This is a genomic window from Thalassotalea loyana (assembly GCF_030161435.1).
GTDB classification, from domain to species: domain Bacteria; phylum Pseudomonadota; class Gammaproteobacteria; order Enterobacterales; family Alteromonadaceae; genus Thalassotalea_G; species Thalassotalea_G loyana.
The window spans coordinates 65,973-83,711 of record NZ_BSSV01000001.1 but is presented as its reverse complement, the minus strand read 5'-3'; the positions used below and the strand labels follow the sequence as shown (position 1 = coordinate 83,711).

At 41.5% G+C, this 17,739-nt stretch carries 9 protein-coding genes; 4 read left to right on the top strand and 5 right to left on the bottom strand.

The features are described 5' to 3' along the window. Nucleotides 1–59 precede the first annotated feature (59 nt). Nucleotides 60–6,785 carry a LamG domain-containing protein gene (locus QQK05_RS00305; protein ID WP_284295340.1) on the top strand — a complete coding sequence of 2,242 codons (6,726 nt, stop codon included), beginning with the start codon at nt 60–62 and terminating at the stop codon, nt 6,783–6,785. Between the two features lie 140 nt (nt 6,786–6,925). Here the strand turns inward: QQK05_RS00305 and QQK05_RS00300 are convergent, their stop codons facing one another. Then, entirely contained in the window at nt 6,926–8,431 is a 1,506-nt protein-coding gene (locus tag QQK05_RS00300; protein ID WP_284295339.1) for a S10 family peptidase, read from the bottom strand. A 272-nt stretch (nt 8,432–8,703) separates the two neighbouring features. Here QQK05_RS00300 and QQK05_RS00295 point away from each other — a divergent pair, with 272 nt between their 5' ends. Beyond that, entirely contained in the window at nt 8,704–10,242 is a 1,539-nt protein-coding gene (locus QQK05_RS00295; protein ID WP_284295338.1) for a methyl-accepting chemotaxis protein, read from the top strand. A gap of 79 nt (nt 10,243–10,321) precedes the next feature. Further along, entirely contained in the window at nt 10,322–11,326 is a 1,005-nt protein-coding gene (locus tag QQK05_RS00290) for a 2-hydroxyacid dehydrogenase (protein ID WP_284295337.1), read from the top strand. Here QQK05_RS00290 and QQK05_RS00285 read toward each other — a convergent pair. The 4 genes from QQK05_RS00285 to QQK05_RS18710 form a co-directional block, all read right to left on the bottom strand. Beyond that, nucleotides 11,309–14,314, bottom strand: a complete 3,006-nt coding sequence (locus QQK05_RS00285) for a PqiB family protein (protein ID WP_284295336.1) — start codon at nt 14,312–14,314, stop codon at nt 11,309–11,311. The genes QQK05_RS00290 and QQK05_RS00285 overlap by 18 nt on opposite strands. After that, entirely contained in the window at nt 14,307–14,840 is a 534-nt protein-coding gene (locus QQK05_RS00280; protein ID WP_284295335.1) for a paraquat-inducible protein A, read from the bottom strand. The genes QQK05_RS00285 and QQK05_RS00280 overlap by 8 nt, the downstream gene beginning before the upstream one ends. Nucleotides 14,841–14,910: 70 nt before the next feature. Beyond that, nucleotides 14,911–15,522: a paraquat-inducible protein A gene (locus tag QQK05_RS00275; protein ID WP_284295334.1), complete on the bottom strand. Its 612-nt coding sequence runs from the start codon at nt 15,520–15,522 to the stop codon at nt 14,911–14,913. 115 nt (nt 15,523–15,637) lie between these two features. Further along, complete coding sequence (locus tag QQK05_RS18710) at nt 15,638–16,870, bottom strand: c-type cytochrome (protein WP_284295333.1); 1,233 nt, start codon at nt 16,868–16,870, stop codon at nt 15,638–15,640. Nucleotides 16,871–17,064: 194 nt separating this feature from the next. Here QQK05_RS18710 and yihA point away from each other — a divergent pair, with 194 nt between their 5' ends. Then, nucleotides 17,065–17,709, top strand: coding sequence for a ribosome biogenesis GTP-binding protein YihA/YsxC (gene yihA, locus QQK05_RS00265; protein WP_407704839.1), 645 nt, complete (start codon nt 17,065–17,067; stop codon nt 17,707–17,709). Nucleotides 17,710–17,739 lie beyond the last annotated feature (30 nt).

Below are 17,739 nucleotides of genomic sequence, written 5' to 3'. Positions count from 1 at the left end.
CATATATCATTTATACTTTATATTTTAATCGGTTAGCCAATGCAAAATAGGAATTTGAAGTGAGCCTACGTCTAATCACCAGTTTTATCCTGCTGTTATTTTGCAATTCATTATACGCTGCGAGCTGTGATGCAGTGTTTCCTGACGGATTTAATCTGATAGGCTCAGGCGCAGAGCCCTTTGAAAATATCCCACCAAATTCTTCAAACGACAATATGTTTGACGGTATTGTAGTGCCCCGCGGTGACAACTTTTTTTCTCAAAGTAACTTAAACAATGGTAGCGAAGTTTTTATAGGCCCAATTTCTGGTTCAGAAGTGACCAGCCGAATATACGTGAGAAATTCAGCCAACTGGCACAACGTAAAAATAAATGAATCTGGCGATCCAGAAGATGTCATCATTTACATTGCAGGCTCATTAAGTATTACCGGTGGCAACACGGAAATTAACGCGATAATTTATGTTGCTGGCGTCGTTAATCAAAATGGGAATGGCGCTGATATCTCTGGTGCAATCACTGCCGCGGCTGGTTCAGCCAATGTCGACTATGATGACGATGCGATTGAAAACGCAGATTTTGGTGATTTGTGTGGTGGTACATCAATTGGCTATCCCTATACAACGGACTTCGAAGGTAACAACACAGAGTGGACCTTTACCGGTGAATGGGCAATCAATAACAATGCTTCGGGAGCCAGAATAGCCAAATCACCAACTCAGTTTTTAGATAACAACCCGAATGAAATCGATCAACGTTACTACCGCAATTACTATGCAACGCTCAATCAAGCAATCTCAATTCCTGCAAATGCGGTAAACCCGACATTAAGATTTGCTTACAAGGCAGATCTAACGAGCGGTGATATTTATATCCAAGCTTCTCGTGATGGCACAACGTGGCAACAAATAGACCGAATTAGCGAAGAATATTTCCACGATAGTTATACCTTTCATGAAACCAACTTAAACAGTTTTATTGGTGATAACTTTCAAGTCCGTTTTAGGCAATACATGCATAGCGGAACAGGCCCTAGACTCTTTATTATTGACGACTTAACGATCAGTGATTTGTCGCTACCTGACTTGGGATATCCGTATATTAATGGATTTGAAACAGCCCAAGAACAGCTAGAATTCAATGATGAAAGTGATTGGGGAATAAACCAAGCACACGACAGTTATTTTCCTGCTACCGGAAGTTATTTCCTAGATAATAACTCAAATAACATTGACCAACGCTACCACCGTCAGCAGTCGGCGACGTTAGACGGGTATATTACCCTACCGAATGATACGACAAACGTCATAGCAAGTTTTGATTATCGCGCTGACCTCTTTTTAAGCGATAGGGTTTTCTTTCAAATACAAGAGTTTGGTTCAAATAGCTGGATAACACTGAACACATTTGACGAACAAGAAAATCATGACGACTATACCAATTATCAACATGCTTTAACGCAATATGCCAACAAAAAAGTACGGTTTAGATATCGACAATACTACGGTTCAAGTAGCGGCCCTCGACTTTTTAGCATTGATAATTTCTATGTAGGAACTGTGCCTGTAGAGATATATAAATATCCGTACAGCAACGACTTTGAGACGACCATTTCTACGCCAAGTATTAATGGCCGAGATCATTGGACGAATGAAGGTGACTGGGTCATAGGGCAAACACATGATGTTGAGTATGCACCATACCGTGGAGATTACTTCTTAGATAACAACGCTAGCAATGAAGATCAACGCTACCATCGTAATCACTACACACGCCTTAATGGCTTTATTCCTATTCCAGGTGACGCTGATGCACCTATTTTAAGTTTTTGGTACCGACCAACGATTTTTTCTGGCGTTGTTGATCTGCAAGTACAAACTCAAGGCAGTAATACCTGGCAACACCTGTTTCGTTTTTCAGAGCAATTATCACACGAAGATTACGCCAATCATGAAGTAGATTTGTCTAATTATAAAGGTAGTAATGTTCGATTTAGATTCCGCCAATATTGGAATAGCACTAATGGCGCCAGAGTCTTTACCATTGATGACTTTTATGTCGGCGAAAATAATCTTCCTACGCTGACATATCCTTATTTTAATGACTTTGAAACTCCTGTATCAACGGTTGGCGTCAATGGCACCGACCATTGGAATGATAGTGCAGACTGGGGCATATCCCAAGCACATGACACCGACTATGTTCCATACAGCGGAAGCAGCTTCATAGACAATAATGCGAATTACGAAGATCAACGCTATCACAGAAACCACTACATTGACCTGCAAGGTTTTATCCCCATCCCAAGTGATGCTGAAGCACCGACATTAAGTTTTTACTACAAAGCAGATATCTTCTCGGGTCAAACTTATGTTCAAATTCAGGAGCAAGGTTCAAACACATGGCGAACGTTGACAACATTTACTGAACAACTAAATCACAGCACATATGCACGACACGAATATGCGCTTAATAGTTATATAGGTAAAAGCGTTCGTTTCCGATTTAGGCAGTATTGGAACAGCAGTAATGGGCCACGTGTCTTTACTATTGATGATTTTCGCGTTGATGAACTAACCCGTGACACCTACAGCTACCCATACGTCAACGACTTCGAAACAGCAATTTCAACGGATCAAATTAACGGTCAAGATCATTGGAATCACCAAGGTGACTGGAATATTTCACAGGCACATGATGATAGATATTACCCAAGAAGTGGTAACTACTTTCTTGATAATAACGCGGATAATGAAGATCAACGCTATCATCGCAATCACTATGTTGAAATGAACGGCTTTGTGCCAATTCCTGCGGATGCAGAAAATCCAGAAGTGAGTTTTTGGTATCTAGCAGATATATTCAGCGGACAAGCCTATGCGCAATTACAAGTAGAAGGCACAAATACTTGGGTGACCTTGCGCACCTTCACGGATCAGTTTACCCATGCAAAATACGCAAGATTCTCTGCTCCTCTCGATAATTATAAAGGACAAGCTGTTCGCATAAGATTCCGTCAATTCTGGAACTCTTCTAACGGTGCTCGAGTATTTACAGTTGACGATTTTAGAATCGGAGATAATGACCAACCTTCACTGGGTTATCCGTATTTCAATGATTTAGAGTCGCCGTCAAGTCAACAAGAATTCATAGATGAGCACGATTGGGGAATATCCCAAGAACATGATACCGATTATGTCCCATTTGAAGGTGACTGGTTCATTGACAACAATGCTGATTATGAAGATCAGCGCTACGACCGAAATCATTACGTTACGTTATCAGGGTACGTGCCAATTCCAAGCAACGCGACCTTACCAACATTGAGTTTCTGGTATAAAGCGAACATTTTTTCAGGTCAGGTTTATGTACAAATTAAAAGAAGGAATGAGTCTGTTTGGCGAAACTTATTTACTTACAGAGATGAATTTAATCACGGTACATATACGCAAGCCAACTTTAGTCTAGACAATTATAAAGGCGACGAAGTCTTTATTCGTTTCAGACAATATTGGGGCAGTGCATCCGGACCTCGACTATTTACCATCGACAATGTACGTATTGGGAACTTTGAGAACCTAACATACAACTATCCATACTTTAATGATTTTGAGATGGCGACATCTACGGCATCAATTAGCGGTAGAGATCACTGGAATGACGATGGTGATTGGGGTTTATCAAACCAAAATGACGTAACAGAGCAATCGTATTCGGGCGATTGGTTTATGAATTCCAACCCTGATGACGAAGATCAGCGCTACCATAGAAATCATTACACAACGATGCGTGGGTTTGTGCCTATTCCAAGTACGGCAAATAATCCTAAAGTCACTTTCCAATACAATGCTTCTACATTTAGTGGGTTTGTTGATTTACAAATTCAGCGTCAGGGCGAGAGAAATTGGCGAGTATTGAAGCGCTTTGATAATGACGATACAACGACAGACTATGAACTTTACAGCTACGTTTTAAATCAATACAAAGGTGAAAGCGTCAGGTTTAGGTTTAGACAGTATTGGCACAGCTCAAGTGGACCGAGATATTTTTCAATTGATGACTTTTTCATTGGCCAAGATGTACTCTCGCTTTGGTATTTTGAGGAAGATTGGCTCGATAGCTCCGGACAAGGAATCACACTTACACCAGTTAACAACCCAACGTTTAGCAATGCGGACCGTGCTAAAGATGGCGACAATTTGAGTGAAACAAGCACGTGTTTCTACACAGAATATAACGGCACAAACTATAGCCGCGCGCAAAATACGGCTCAGAACAGCCAATTACCAGAGTTAACTGTCTCGCTATGGGCAAAGACTAATGTGTTTAGCGGCGTTCAAGCCTTATTTACCAAAGGTACAGGCTTAGGTATTTACCTCAACGCCAATGGTTATGTTGAGTGGCATTACGCAGGACAGATCATGACATCAACAACACCGTTAGTGGTTGATGAATGGTCACATATCGCCATCACCTTTGGACCAGATGATCAAAAGCTCTATCTAAATGGTGGATTAAACGCTAGTGCATCGAACACGGTTACATTAAGTAATATTGATCAAGACATTTTCCTTGCTGCAGAATTTGACGGTAATGCTATCAATGCAAGTCGCAACTTTAATGGTGATCTAGATGAAGTAAGGGTGTATTTCTCAGTACAAGATAGTGCAGCGATCAATCAAGATATCAACACGTTCCATCCATGTGATATCAAGTCTGAACCTCACCATTACGAGATTGAACACAACCCTACAGGTCTAACTTGCGCAGCTGAAACGGCAACAATTAAAGCTTGTATGAACGATATGTGTACAGAGCTAAGCGACCAAAGCGTAAGTGTAGACTTAATTGGTAATAGCCAAATTAAAGCGTCTACAACATTTACAGGTTCAACAACGGTTAACTTTAACCATACTTCAGCTGAAGTGTTGACACTTGGACTAGCCAATGAATCTATTCCTGCAACAGATGTGACTCAGTGTACCAATGGGCTCAACACAAGCTGCCAAATGACGTTTAAAAATGCTGGTTTTAGGTTTTTAAGCTCAACTGGCGACCTGACAATAGATACCCAAACGGCAGGCCAAGCATTCAACATAAAAGTACAAGCTGTTGAAGACAATAATGGTGTTTGTGAAGGGTTATTTAATGGCAATGTTAATATCAAACTAGCCAAACAACTTGCCTCTCCAACGACAGAAGGTCTTGCGCTAACAGTCGGCAACACGGTGGTCCCTTCCCTGCCAAGTTATACACCGGATATTGGCGTGAATTTTGGTGCTGCGAGCACAGGTGATTTAACCCTAACATACCTCGATGCAGGTCAAATAAGAATTAACGCAAGCTACAGCGATGGAGATATTTCGATTACCGGCAGCAGTAATCCGTTTTGGGTTAAGCCTTCGGCACTCGTATTATCAGCTCAAAATATCGATGGTGATATCGACGGTACTTCGGCAACGGCAAGCGCTAATCATCCAGCGGGCGTAGGATTTAACTTTAATGTTACGGCGGTCAATACGAATGGCGATACAACGATCAACTATCAACCAGTCGACATTGAAATGTCTGTCGGCCGACTAGCCCCGACTGATGTGGGCTCAATAGATGGTGATTTTACCTATGCTGATTCTCAATCAATCAGTTCAAGCGTAACGCCAACATTTAATGATGTCACCCTAACCGGATTTACCAACGGCGTTTCTAGTTTTGTAAATGCAAACTTTAGCGAAGTTGGCGTGATAAATATTGACCTCAAAGACGCTAATTATGGCGACAATCAAACCATCGATGCTGAAGCTATAACAGTCGGCAGATTCACGCCTGCCTACTATGTGCAAACCATTGCGACGGTCACAGATGGCGGTGGGCAAGTATCTGAGCTCAATGGTTCACTACACAATAACCATAACTCAAGCATTATTAGCACCTGTAATTTGGACCAAACGTTTGCATATATCGGGCAAAAAGATGCGTCAAATAGTGCAATTGGTAGTCTTCGTTACAATACGACACCGCAATTAGAAATTACGGCATATAACCAACAAGGCATAGTAACGACTAACTATTTAGGCGACTTCGTCAAGCTTGAAGATACCAGTGTCGACGTGCTCGCTCCAACCACCGACACCACTGCCCAAGGGACAGATAATAATTTACTTGCGATGTCTGGCAATATTAACAACGGGCAAATCGTGCAAGTCAATACTGGCGATGGTAGTGTCGAATATCAATTATCGACTGCAGATAACTTCCATTATCTAAGAAGCGCGATAAGTCAGGTAGAACCGTTCACCTCGTCAATTGAACTAATCGTCAATAGCATCATCGATAGTGATGGCATTAGTGCAAACTCAATGCAAAACATCTCGCCAGCAGGGATCGAAATGCGGTTTGGTCGCATGGTAGTTGATAATAGTTTTGGACCGGAAACAGCGAACTTAAGACAAGTCATGCAGACACAGTATTTACGTAACGGGCAATTTATCACGAATACCGAAGACAATTGTTCGGTTGTTACGCTAGCCAATGTTAGCGCAACAAGTTTAGGTACAAGCTCTGTTGCTGGTGCAAACGGTGATATCCTATCAGGTAAAAATGACACTGTAGTGCTATCTGCTTCGAATCAAGAAGGCGATGTTATTGTCATTTATAACGCACCAGATTGGTTGAAGTATACGTGGACAACAAGTGGGAATTTAGATGAAAACCCAGAAGGCACTGCGAGCTTTGGTCGATACCGAGGCAATGACCGTGTGATCCACTGGCGTGAGAAAGGTAATTAACCACCGGGTTATATAAAGCAAAAAGGCGATTAACGTGTGTTAATCGCCTTTTAGATTATTAACCATGTATTAAAACATGGAAATAACGTCTAGCCCTCCGTGCGGCATTAGCCGTTATCGGTTAATACGCCCTTATTAAGTTAATACTTAGCGGCGACATTATTAGCTGGCAAACTTGCTTTAATAAATTCACGAATATCTTGATTCGCTGCATCTAAATCCGGTGCACGTAAATACATCATGTGTCCACTTTCATAGCCCTTAAACGAAAGACGAGAAGACATTTTGCCACTTGGGTCAAGCTGCCACATAGTATATTTAGCATCAAAATAGTTAGTTGCACCGTCATAGTAACCCGCTTGGATCATGACATTTAAATAAGGATTTTGTGCCATTGCTTGGCGGAGGTTTTCACCTGTGTTGTTATTCGTACGATCCCATGGTCGAACCGGACCAAACATGTTGTACTTTACATCCGTCTTATAACCAAGCTCATCGCGTAAATAGTAATTAATGGCTGGTGTAAAACTATGCAACCACGAGGTTAGTTCAGCATAGTAATCGGGACGTGAGCCAACATTTTGCTTATCAATCCCTAAATAGCGAGAATCTAATCTACCCACTGTTTGTTCACGTTCTCTAAGCAATGCCTTCCAAAAGTACGAAGTATCCACGGTAAGATTAGAGCCTAAAACCTCTTCAACACTTAATCCTGAATAAGATGCGACCTTTTCAGCAACTGACTGCTTTTCTGCTTGCGGAATAAAGCCACCTTTAGCAATGGCAGGCAAATATTGATTAATCGTAAATGTTTCGACTTCATCGAGTAATGTATACAAGTCTTTATTTTGTAGTGATTCAGGCAATGCATGGTGGTACCAAGCCGTAGCAGCAAAATAAGGTAAACGATTGGCTGCCTTAACCGGCCCTTTACGGTCTATACCTATGTCCGTTGGTGATACTAAAATAACGCCGTTTAAATACATCCATTGACGATTTTGTAACTCTAACGCCAACCCAGACACACGAGTCGTACCATAGCTTTCACCAATAAGATATTTAGGAGAACGCCATCGATTGTTTCGACTAACAAATGTTGAAATCCACTCAGCTAGATATTTTATATCCGCATTAACACCGAAGAATGCTTTCTTTTGAGCATCTTTTGACGGCATTTTACCGTTCTTATCAGCGATTACTCTTGAAAAGCCTGTATTGACAGGGTTAACGAATACAATATCAGCAACATCAAGCACTGAATGCGGGTTAGTTTTTACACCATATGGCTGCAGTGGGTAGCCTTCACTATCGACATTGAGAACTTTTGGTCCAGTGTAAGCTATATGCATCCAAACTGATGCTGAGCCTGGGCCACCATTAAATGAGATTAATAATGGGCGACTCGCATTGTCCTTAACATCAGTGCGCTGATAATACGTATAAAATAAGCTTGCCGTCGTATTGCCTTCAGCATCCCATACAGGCTGCGTGCCAACAGTAGCGCTGTAACGTACCGTTTTACCTTTTATCTTCGTCGTATGATTCGTTGTTTTGGCATCATCGCTAACTAACAATCTGGTGTTTTGCGCATATGCAAAACTACAGCACACAATCATTACTAGCATTGCCGGAATTATTCTCAGCATATTGTTCCCTTTGATATTTTTGTCATTATCAGACTAAATGCTATGCTTTAAAAATTGAAATAAATCTAGACGAATGCGCACTTTTTATCGCTCAATGAAATCTGCGATAGAAAAGTTAACCCTCTATTTACAAAACGTAGACTCACGCAATTTGATCTAGATCAAAAAACATGATGGCTAGCAGAAGTAGAAATATTCTTTAATTGCGTCGCTATTAACTCAAAGGGTAAATTTACCTTTTTTTAATCTCGTAACCTCAAGGGCAACTCTCGATGACTCACACAACCAATAATGAAATAGTGTTTCCTCAAAATGAACAACTTGTCTCCACTACTGATGTTTACGGCACGATCACCTATGCAAACGACGTATTTTGTCGTGTTGCAGGTTATCAACCCGAAGAACTTGTTGGTCAACCTCATAACATCTTGCGTCACCCTGATATGCCCAAAGCTGCTTTTGCTGATTTATGGACCAAACTAAAGCGTGGTAACTCATGGAGAGGTTTAGTGAAAAATCGCTGTAAGAACGGTGATTTTTACTGGGTTGATGCCTATGTAACACCGCTGTATGAAGGCAGTGATATTGTTGGTTATCAATCGGTAAGGTGTCGTCCTACTGACCAACAAAAGAAAGATGCTCAGGCACTCTACGATGCAGTAAACGCAGGAAAAAGTGTCAATGAATATAGCCTAAACTACGGCTTAAAATATGGATTAACAGCCATATCTGCACTGATTTTTGCAGCAATAACCTTTGTCATGACAAGCTCAGTACTCGCCTCATTACTACCCGTGATTTTCGCGGTTATCCTGTTTGTCATCTTCAATCAAGAGCTGATTGGCGTTCCTCAATACGCACAGGAGTTAAAGACAACAATTGATAGCCCATCACGCTGGTTGTTCTCGGGGTATGGATTAAAAGCATTGTTAACATACAGAGAGCATCTCTCATTTGCCAAGATTCGTACCGTTCTTGGTCGTGCTCAAGATGCTGGCCACAATCTAGCGGATGTATCACACCAGCTTGCAGCTTCAGCAGAGCAAAGTTTGGCTGGCTTAGTTGACGAAAATAGCCAACTCAATGAACTTGCTTGTGCGATTGAGCAAATGAGTAACAGCATTAGCGAAGTTAGCAGTCATTCAAACATCGTGTTCGAAAATGTTGGAAATGTCCAAGGCATTTGCTCGACCACAAAAGACAGTATTAATGACAATAAAGTTACCATTAGTAGTTTGGCAGACGAAGTTGATCAAGCAGCGAATGTCGCTGAGTCACTTGTTTCGGATGCCGATCAAATTGCGACCATTATGGCCGAGATTGAAGGTATTGCTGATCAAACAAACTTACTCGCGTTAAATGCTGCAATTGAAGCTGCCCGTGCAGGCGAGCAGGGCCGAGGATTTGCCGTTGTTGCCGATGAAGTTAGAACGCTCGCAAGTAGAACACAGTCAGCAACGGAGCAGATTCAAATTTCCGTGCGAGAACTTCAGTCAACCATTAGTCACTGGAGTAAGACCATGCAACAAAGTAAAGACAATGTTGATGCATGTAATGAAGAATCAACCAAAGCAACCATTGCTATGGATGAGGTCATTAAGCTTGTAGATCAAGTAAATAAGATTGCACAAGAAGTCTCATCGTCGACAGATGAGCAAGCAAGCGTCGCAACAAGTATCAATGCCCGCGTCAATAATATCGCCGAAATTTCACAACAGAATAAAGAAATTGCAATGTCTGTAAATGAAAATGGCAAGGCAGTCAGTAAAAGTGTTGAAGATATCGAACACTTAAGCGCAACATTCCGTTAAGCAAGGTCTCATTTGTGTGAAATTGCGGGATTAGTTTTGTAGAGACGGCATTAATCGACAATTAAGGAAGCCCCGAGAAATGGAAAAGGTAGCGGTATTTAGTAGTAAAAAATACGATCGCATTATTGCTGACTCACACACCGAAAAATCACGCCTTGAGTTTACATTTTTTGAATCTGCGTTATCTCCAGAAACTGTTCATTTGGCACAAGGATTTGATGCCGTATGTATTTTTGTCAACGATGAAGCCAACCAACACGTTCTTGAACAACTTAATAGCTTTGGCATTTCCATTATTGCTTTGCGTTGTGCCGGTTATAACAACGTTGATATCAAAGCAGCAAAGGCACTAGGTTTTACCCTTTGCCGTGTACCGGAATACTCTCCAGAGGCGGTGGCTGAGCACACGGTTGGCCTAATGCTTACACTTAGTCGAAAATTTCACAAGGCGTACAATCGCGTTCGTGAGGGTAATTTTGCCCTAGATGGACTGATGGGGTTTAATCTTCATAACAAAACCGTAGGGCTTATCGGTACCGGTAATATCGGCATAGCGACCTTAAGAATACTCAACGGGTTTGGTTGTCAAATTTTATGTCACGACCCAATTCAAAACCCTATTGCGCTTGAGTTAGGTGCCAGATATGTTGCACTAGATGAGCTGTTCAAACAATCAGATATCATTAGCCTCCACTGCCCGCTGTTGCCAGAAACGCAGCATATTATTGATGAGTCAGCGCTAAATCAAATGAAAAAAGGTGTCATGCTTATCAACACCAGCCGTGGCGCGCTAATTGACACTCAGGCGGCAATAAATGGGCTCAAACAAGGGTTAATAGGGTATCTAGGTCTTGATGTTTACGAATTAGAAAGTGGACTCTTTTTTGAAGATTTGTCAGAGCAAATTATCCAAGATGATATTTTCCAGCGTCTAACAACATTTGGTAATGTCATGATAACCGGACATCAAGGCTTCTTTACCAGTGAAGCCTTAAATACGATTGCCCTAACCACCATCAATAATTTAGAAACCCTATTAGCAAATAAAAAGCTCGATGATGAATTTTTAATTTGCGGTAGATAGTTGAATTTTCGGTTGCCACTCTAACCAATCGTCATCAACTTCACTGTGCAGTGTGAATATTGTATCCGCGACATTATTTAGATCTTCATTTTCTGGTGGTGTTGCGAAAGCGATTCCGCCAGCAATTAGCGTTTCAATTGAACTTGTTTCAACCGACACTCCACTAAATAATCCACCATCAAATTTAATTCCGCTCGCATTCCAAAATTGACTATTTGACTGGACAAGTGGCGCAAAACGTTCTGGAATATTTAAATAAATCAATACACTATCTGCAGATGGTGAAAGCCCTATACCGATCACTTCGCCAACTTTTACCTGACGATAAAGCACTGGGTTACCTACTCTCACAGAACCGAGATAAGCAGATTTTAACGTGACATTTAGCCCGTATGGCAGAGATTTCATCGCTGGCTCGTAAGACTTAGCAACAAACTCATGGGTAGCTTTTCCTCGCCCAGGTAGCATTGCTATGCTCCCCCCAGTAATCAATGCACTGACATTTTTGTTACCCACCAAACCTACTTGTGGTCTATCCAACCAAAATTGGCTCCCTTCTAATGCTAACCCTTTACCTAGATCATTCAAGAAACCAACGGCTGTCACACCTAAGCCTTCATTTTCAAAAACAAGTTTACTAATCTGTCCAACTTGTTGACCTCGATGCGTAATTTGCATACCAGCTTTGATATCGGCATAGTCTTTGAAATAAATTGACACAGGCATACCTGCTGATGTCGCTTGTTGATGGTCAACATACAACTGATAATCGGAGCCCTCTTCTACTTTCAAAGAAGTGTTTACCGTCACTTCAGGGTTGTAGAAGCTAATTCCTCCTTTGATGACGCTATCTAGGGTTTCCGTTTTCACACTAAATTGTCCAAGATTACCTTGAACACTCACACCGCCTGCATTGTAGAATCGGGTAAATGGTGAAATAAGTTGTTGGAACTCATCATCAATAGTGACATGAACATCGACTAAATTAGGCTCGTCGCTCAATTCAATATGATCAATCTGACCGACAGTAATACCGCGGTAACTCACTTTACTGTAACGATTTATACCACCGCCATGCTCAGCTTTAAGGACAAGCTGTAGGCCCTTCGCATGCAATGGTTTTTTAGGTGGGTTTTGGCTCAAGACAAATTGATTTTTTGCCTTGCCATCACTTGCATACAAACTAATGTATGCCCCGCCAAATAAAGCGTTGGTATCGGTAATCCCTGATAAAGAAATTTCTGGCTGAACAATGAAGAACTGCGCTTTTTCAGTCAGCAAGAATTCATATTCAGGCAATAAACCGACCTGAGCGAAAGAAACTTTGCCATCAGTTGTCGTGTTATGCACTGAGCCTATTTCAATATCTTGATAAATCACTCGCATTTTTTCACTAACTGCCGTCATATTAGGTGCATACGCAAGCGTCAGGTCAACGCGCTGTTTAGCGACAGTTTGACTATCAAATAATCTAAACTCACTGCCGTTTTTCGGCACACTGTCAATATTCTCAATCCCCGTATCAAAAGCAATACCGCCTTTTAATAGCGCTTGAATAGCAGGAGTTTCTACTGAAACACCACGCAAGCCTGCGGAAATTTTCACGCCACTGGCATGCCAAAAGCGGCTATCCGGTGAAACATATTGAGCAAACGCTGGTTCAATAAAAATGGCAATGTCAAAGGCGTCTGGGCCACGAGGTACTAGTGATTGAACGTTACCAACTTTCTGCTCTTTATAAAAAATACCAGAACCAACAGTTACCGATTTTAGTTCCGAAGCTTTTAGCGTTAAATGCACACCTGGCTCTTGGTAGGACAGTGGTGGCTTATTGTTTAAGACTTCAAAGCCCGTTGCTTTTTCACCCTCTTCCGACAACACCACGCTCAAATGCGCGCCTTTTAACAACGTACTTAAATTTGTTACGCCGCCTAAATCGACACTCGGGCTAACAACATAAAATTGCGTGTTAGTCGTCAAGTAAGGTGATAAGCGAGGGTTAATCTTCGCTTTTGCCGACAGCATGTGCTTGTCTGAATCAATCTTTGTGATCTCATCTACGCGCCCGATGGTCATACCGTGATAAACAATTGACGCACCCTGCTCAATACCAGAATCCCAAGCAAACGTCAGTTCAACTTCATAACCTAGTTTGGCGGTATCAAAATCTCGATGTAAAACAAACCTATGCCCGCTTGAAACTGCCGTCATGTCATCACTTTGCGAGTCATGATCAAACGCGATACCACCGGCAATAATAGAAGCAAGTGATTGTGTTCTCACTTTAAGACCTTCACTTAATGAGCCCGTGACATCAACGCCACTAGCATTCCAAAATCGTGAAGACGCATTAACGAGTTGTGTAAATTCAGGCTCAATAAACACATCAATTTCTACTTGGTTTGATTGCTGTAGATAGCGATAACCTGAAACATAACCAACATTCAATTGCTTAAAGCTAACCGGAGAGTTTTTCTCAATAGAGCCTAATGTGTTCGCAGTTAATTTAATATGTAGGCCAGGCGTATTCATATCTAAAGGCGGCTGCTCTGTTAAACCAGTAAATTGTCGCTTAGGCTTTCCACGACCAGTTAAATCCGGCTTCATGTTAATATAGCTACCTGAAATCAGCGTATCTAAGCCCTTAACGCCTTGTAATGAGACATCAGCAGTAACAAACCAAAACTGTGTATTATCCGTAAGTGCTTCGGCTGTTGAGCCAATCATCTCAACTTCAACAATAACGCTCTTTAAGCTCTCAGATACCGTAATGTTGGTCACTTTACCCGCTGTTAGACCACGATAACGTACCTCTGTTTTACCAACTTCAATACCATTAGCGCTTTCAAACTCTATCGTGATGAAAACGCCTTGATTGGCAGCTGATTTGATAATTAACCAACCGACGAAAATAAAAGCAATAAATGGCACAAGCCAAATTGCCGATATTCCGCTTCGATTAACTACAGTTGGATTTTGGTCAGTCATTATTCTTTTTATCCCAAAGTAAACGAGGGTCAAAGCTATGGGCAGCAAACATGCTAAATACTACCATTAACGTAAAATAAGTTGCTCCAGACGCCGGTTGGACATTCGTAAAAATACCGAACTTAACCAGAGCTCCAGACAATGCAACAACAAAAACATCAAGCATTGACCATGGACCTAGTGAGTCAACAACCCGATAGATTTTCCCAGAATAAACCGGTGAAAATGTTATTTTTTGATATGTCGCAAGTACTAAAAAGATTAAACCACAAAGCTTTGCTAATGGCACAAAAAAACTCGCGGTAAACACAATAAAAGCGATTGGAAACATACCGCTATCAATCAGTGAATCAATGCCCGCTAATATCGTCATGGGGTCGGCTACCCCTAGCTCATAATAGATCATGATTGGAAAAAAGTTTGCTGGCACAAACATGATCAGGGCGGAAATGGTCCATGCCAACGTGTATTGCAAGCTGCGCGGATGGCGCTGATAAAAAAATGCGTGGCAGCGACTACATCGCATGTAATTGTCGGTAGCTGGCTGCAATTTATTACAACGGGGGCAACGCGCTAACCCTTTTCGTATTGCTGTTTTATGCATTTGGCGCGTACTCTAACTGTTGCCAAACACTATGATGATCAAGCGTAATATGTGTCAATATCGAACAAAGTAATAACCCTGCAAACATCGCTATACCGATATTTAGCGAGATTTCCGCGTATTCTGCCAACTTATAGAGCGCGACACTGATTCCCAGAAAAAAAACATGGAGCATCGCCCAACTATCTAGAAAATGATACGAACGGAAAAACTGAAGATGTTTTTGTGTCACTCGTTTTCGCTTGATTGCTAAGCAAATATAAAAAATCGTTACCAATCGAATGGCAGGAATCGCCATCGTAAATAAAAACATCCCTAATGCAACAATAAAGAAGCCTTTTTGCAATAACATGACAAGACAATCGATCAGTGATACTTCGGCATATTGGCCAACTAACGTCGCGCCGACCATTGGCAACGAAATACCAGGAATAAACATGATGATGCCTGTTAAGGCAATTGCTAGCGTGCGATTAATTGAATCAGTTTTGGTTTCAGTTAACTTGCAACCACAACGACTACAAATGGCTATTTGTTTATTTGCTAGTTGCATTGCTGGATAAAGTGCATCACAACGAGGGCAAGCAATATATTCATGGCTCATAGCGAATCACTTTATGTTGAATGAGATAACTTAATAATAAATTAAGCAAATTTAAAAAATCAAACGTCAAAGACAAAAAAAGCAGCCTAAGCTGCTTTTTTTATGAGATGGTCAATTATAAAGACGACATGTATTGTGCTAATGCTTCAATATCTTCGTCTTTTAAGCGTACCGCAATGTTACGCATCATCTTGTTGCTATCGTTTGCACGATCTTGACTGCGGAACTTCGTAAGCTGAGCTTTTAAGTAATCAACGTGCTGATTAGCAACACTTGGGAAACCAGCTTTCGCCATACCTGAACCGTCGAAGCCGTGACATGCTGTACATGCTGTAATACCACGTGAAGCGTCACCGCTTAGGTATAATTTGCGGCCTTTATCATTATCAGTGCCTGAACCTTCAGTCATTTTTTGTGACGCGAAGTAAGACGCTAAGTTCTTCATATCTTCTTCAGATAATGCTGCAACCATACCTGCCATTACTGGGTCTGCACGTTCGCCTGATTTGAAGTCCATTAACTGGTTAGTAATGTACTCTTCATGTTGACCAGCAATTTTTGGATACATTGCAATTAATGCGTTACCGTCAGTACCATGACATGCCACACATGTACCTGATAAAGCTTTACCTTTGTCTACGTCACCTGAAACAATAACAGGTACAGATTTAGAGCCACTTGCTTTAGCCACTGCTTTTACTTCTGGGTCTTTAAAGTACGCACCTAAATCAGCGATATCTTGCTCAGATAAGTTCATAGAAACTTGGTTCATTGATGCGTTATCGCGTGAACCATCTTTAAAGTGATTCAATTGCTTTTCAATGTACTCTGGGTGCTGATTAGATAAGTTCGGGTTGATCAATACTAATGAATCACCATCTTTACCGTGACAGCCGATACATGCAGTAATACCACGAGCTTCATCGCCCATTTCATATAAATGCTTGCCCGCTGCAGCGTCAGGAACAATCTTTGGTGCGGCAGGTGCTGCGGCTACGGCTGTCGCTGAAGCGCCTGCATCTGCTGCAGCTGTTTCACCAGAAGCATTCATAGACGCGAAATACGCACCTAAGTCTGCCATATCTGCGTCAGATAGTGGTGCAGCCATTGGCGACATTAAAGGATCTTTACGAGAGCCATCTTTGAAGGCTTTTAATTGCTTAACAATATAGTCAGCGTGCTGACCAGCTAAGTTAGGGTACATATCTGCTGTACCAATACCATTAGCACCGTGACATGCTGCACACGTAGCTGCCTTAGCTTTACCAGCTTGAGCGTCGCCAGCTGATGCATTTGCAGAAGCTAACATCCCAACACCCAACACTAGAGAAAAGATTACTTTTTTCATTGATCACTCTCTTTTTTTTATAGGTGGTTAATATCAATTAACCTTCGTATAACTGTAAAAATTAGGCATATTTTACACGAATATTGTCAACGTGTAATAACAAGGAGTAAAAAAACCTACATAATTTCAGGTTATTTGTCGGTCGGATCAAAAATTAGATATAATATCGACAATTCTTTTACGAGGAATCGACTTTGTCTGATCACACGATTAATTTAAATAAAGCACATTTCACCATAAGTGCACCAGATATTCGCAAACTACCAAATGATGATGGCATTGAAGTGGCGTTCGCTGGCCGCTCAAATGCGGGTAAGTCTAGCGCCTTAAATACACTGACTCGCCAAAAAAGCTTAGCGCGTACCAGTAAAACACCGGGGCGCACGCAACTCATTAATGTTTTTGAAATTGAAGAAGGTAAGCGCCTTGTCGATTTGCCGGGTTACGGATTTGCTAAAGTTCCTCTAGAAATGAAGAAGAAATGGCAAAAGGCCTTAGGTGAATATTTAGAAAAGCGTGAAAGCCTGCAAGGCCTTGTTGTCTTGATGGATATTCGACATCCTCTTAAAGACCTCGACCACCAGTTAATTGAGTGGGCTGTTGATAGTGAATTACCTGTACTTGCACTATTAACGAAGGCCGACAAGCTTTCGCAAGGCAAAGCCAGTGCCGAGGTACTTAACGTCAAGAAAAAGCTCAAACAACTAGGTGGAGACGTTAAAGTCTATGCGTTTTCTTCACTGAAACGCACAGGTGTTGACCAAGCAACCCAAGTTATCAGTAACTGGTTTGCGACACTTGACGAACCTGCTGATGACAACGGCGCTGATACTGAATAAAACTCGCTAATAATAAAAAAGGCAACGTAT

Coding starts and splice junctions, on each gene's coding strand:
- QQK05_RS00300 (WP_284295339.1), bottom strand. CDS start 8,431: ATGCTGAGAATAATTCCGGCAATGCTAGTAATGATTGTGTGCTGTAGT.
- QQK05_RS00295 (WP_284295338.1), top strand. CDS start 8,704: ATGACTCACACAACCAATAATGAAATAGTGTTTCCTCAAAATGAACAA.
- QQK05_RS00290 (WP_284295337.1), top strand. CDS start 10,322: ATGGAAAAGGTAGCGGTATTTAGTAGTAAAAAATACGATCGCATTATT.
- QQK05_RS00285 (WP_284295336.1), bottom strand. CDS start 14,314: ATGACTGACCAAAATCCAACTGTAGTTAATCGAAGCGGAATATCGGCA.
- QQK05_RS00280 (WP_284295335.1), bottom strand. CDS start 14,840: ATGCGATGTAGTCGCTGCCACGCATTTTTTTATCAGCGCCATCCGCGC.
- QQK05_RS00275 (WP_284295334.1), bottom strand. CDS start 15,522: ATGAGCCATGAATATATTGCTTGCCCTCGTTGTGATGCACTTTATCCA.
- QQK05_RS18710 (WP_284295333.1), bottom strand. CDS start 16,870: ATGAAAAAAGTAATCTTTTCTCTAGTGTTGGGTGTTGGGATGTTAGCT.